This is a genomic window from Protofrankia sp. CiP1_Cm_nod3 (assembly GCF_982290655.1).
Genome location: NZ_CEVIVD010000174.1, coordinates 803 through 3,118, shown reverse-complemented (window position 1 = coordinate 3,118; position 2,316 = coordinate 803). Strand labels below are relative to the sequence as shown.

Annotated in this window: 3 protein-coding genes; all 3 read right to left on the bottom strand. The window is 69.4% G+C overall.

Going from position 1 to position 2,316, the window contains the following annotated elements; translation table 11 throughout:
- Positions 1–168: 168 nt before the first annotated feature.
- From AC5LUJ_RS21575 to mqnE, 3 genes are read right to left on the bottom strand one after another with little or no spacing between them, the layout of a single operon-like run.
- Positions 169–537: a hypothetical protein gene (locus AC5LUJ_RS21575; protein WP_445548547.1), complete on the bottom strand. Its 369-nt coding sequence runs from the start codon at positions 535–537 to the stop codon at positions 169–171.
- A gap of 56 nt (positions 538–593) precedes the next feature.
- Complete coding sequence (locus tag AC5LUJ_RS21570; protein ID WP_250283266.1) at positions 594–941, bottom strand: hypothetical protein; 348 nt, start codon at positions 939–941, stop codon at positions 594–596.
- 30 nt (positions 942–971) lie between these two features.
- Complete coding sequence (gene mqnE, locus AC5LUJ_RS21565; protein ID WP_250283285.1) at positions 972–2,120, bottom strand: aminofutalosine synthase MqnE; 1,149 nt, start codon at positions 2,118–2,120, stop codon at positions 972–974.
- Positions 2,121–2,316: the final 196 nt, after the last annotated feature.

Here is a 2,316-nt window from a genome sequence, read left to right as displayed (position 1 = left end):
TTATTTTCGTGACCTCAACGGCCGCTTGCGTGACATCGTACCGCTGCGTAACGTCACTCTGCGGTACAGAATCGTACTTTTCGGCGATATCAGGCTGGGATGCGGCGTTGTGTTCCCGGGTGGCGTCACGCTTTCTCGCGGAGTCGTGCTCCCGGGATGGCTCGCTGGTCAACGCAGCCAGCCGCGTCGTTGCTCCAGGGCATCGAGCACCGCCCGGCGCTGGCGGATCGCCAGCGGATAGCTCACCAGCCCGCTGAGGACCAGCGCGACGGCAAAACCGAGCAGCCAGTGCAGGCCCACGAGCAGCACGACCACCAGCACGGCGGCGAAGATGACGGTCCGCAAGGCGAAGTAACGGGCGTTGATGGCGAGCAGCCCCGGCCCGGACGGCCCCGCCCCGGGCTGCCCTGCCCCAGACGGTGACGGCCCGGACGACGGCGCCCCGTACGGCGACGATGATCCGTACGGCGGCAGCCCGGACGACCGCTGGCGCGATGCCCATCCTCGCCCGCCAGCCGTTCGCTTACGAAGATCCATAAATCCTCCCGGTCCCCGTACCGTTCTGTGGCCGGCGGCCGTCCCGCCGACGGCCGTCATCTCGACCGGCGGGCGCGCCGAGGTACCCAGCCGAGACGCTGCAGCAGGGACGGATACAGCCCCAGGCAGACGAACATCACCAGCAGGCCGAGCAGGCCGGCCGGCCCGATCGCCAGGCCGGCGAACCGCAGCAGCGCGTACGCGGCCACCCCTGGCAGCAGGATCGCCAGGAAGGCCAGCGTGAAGATGGAACCGATCCCCGCGGATCCCTCCGGCAGGACACGGCGCGCCGACGGAGCCGGCCGCGGCACCTGGCCGTCCCGGCTGTCCGGCCGGTCATCCAACCGGTCACCATCCATGATCACACCGCCTCCGGCCGAGCTCTGGGTCTTCTTGGCGTCCATCTTGGACGTTGGTGTCTTCTTGGGCGCCGATCAGGCGCTGATCTCCTGGGGAAGGTCCCGGCGGGTAGGGTCGGGGCCGTCGAACTCGCGGATCACGCGATACCGGGTGTCCCGCTCCACCGGGCGGAAGCCGGCGTCCCTGATCACCTCGAGCAGGTCCTCCCGGGTCATCGTGTCCGGCGTCCCGAAGCCGTCGGCGTCATGAGTGATCTTGTATTCGACGACGGAGCCGTCCAGGTCGTCCGCGCCGAAGTTCAGGGCGAGCTGGGCGGTGGTCAGGCCGTGCATCACCCAGAAGCACTTGACGTGATCGACGTTGTCGAAGAGCAGCCGGGACACCGCGAACGTCTTCAGCGCCTCGGCCCCGGTCGCCATCGGCTGGTTCATGAGCCGGTTGCGTGGGTCACCGGCCGCGTCATGCTGGAAGCGCAGCGGGATGAACACCACGAACCCGCCGGTCTCGTCCTGTAGCTCGCGCAGCCGCAGCACGTGGTCGACCCGGTGCCGCGGCTGTTCGATGTGGCCGTAGAGCATGGTGGCCGGCGTCCGCAGGCCCTTGGAGTGGGCCAGGCGGTGGATGCGCGACCAGTCCTCCCAGTGCGTCTCGTGGCCCACGATGTGCTGGCGGACCTCCCAGTCGAAGATCTCCGCCCCGCCTCCGGTCAGCGACTCCAGGCCGGCGTCGATCAGCTCGTCGAGGATCTCCGCCGCGGGCAGGCCGCTGATCTTCTCGAACCAGTGGATCTCGGTGGCCGTGAACGCCTTGAGTGCCACCCCCGGCAGCGCCTTCGACAGCTCACGCAGCGAACGCGGGTAGTAGCGCCACGGCAGGGTGGGATGCAGGCCGTTGACGATGTGCAGCTCGGTGATGCCGGCAGGCTCCATCGCTCTGGCCAGCCGCACGGCCTCTTCGATGCGCATCGTGTACGCGTCGGCCTCGCCCGGTTTGCGCTGGAACGAGCAGTAGGCGCAGGATGCCGCGCACACGTTTGTGAGGTTCAGGTGCCGGTTGACGTTGAAGTACGTCGCGTCCCCGTTCTTGCGGACGCGGACGGAGTGCGCCAGCTCCCCCAGCCAGGCCAGCTCGTCGCTGGCGTAGAGCGCCTCGCCGTCCGCCCGGCTGAGCCGTTCGCCGGCGTGTACCTTCGACTCGATCTCCCGCTTGAGCCCGACGTCCATAAGCACGAGGGTAGTCCCGCCCGGCGCGGCGTCCCGCCGACATGTGACCCGTGGCGCCTCGAAGCCACGGGCTATGGGCACGGGCCTGCGACCCACGCGGCCGGCCCGGGGACCGAGCCGGCCGTGCCCGGTTGGGCCAGCGGGACCCGCCGGAAATCCCACCGGACACGGCGGCTTGGTGGCCAGATGAGCCAGG

Excerpts from the sequence above, each read along its gene's own strand:
- AC5LUJ_RS21575 (WP_445548547.1), bottom strand. The coding sequence starts at position 537 with ATGGATCTTCGTAAGCGAACGGCTGGCGGGCGAGGATGGGCATCGCGC.
- AC5LUJ_RS21570 (WP_250283266.1), bottom strand. The coding sequence starts at position 941 with ATGGACGCCAAGAAGACCCAGAGCTCGGCCGGAGGCGGTGTGATCATG.
- mqnE (WP_250283285.1), bottom strand. The coding sequence starts at position 2,120 with ATGGACGTCGGGCTCAAGCGGGAGATCGAGTCGAAGGTACACGCCGGC.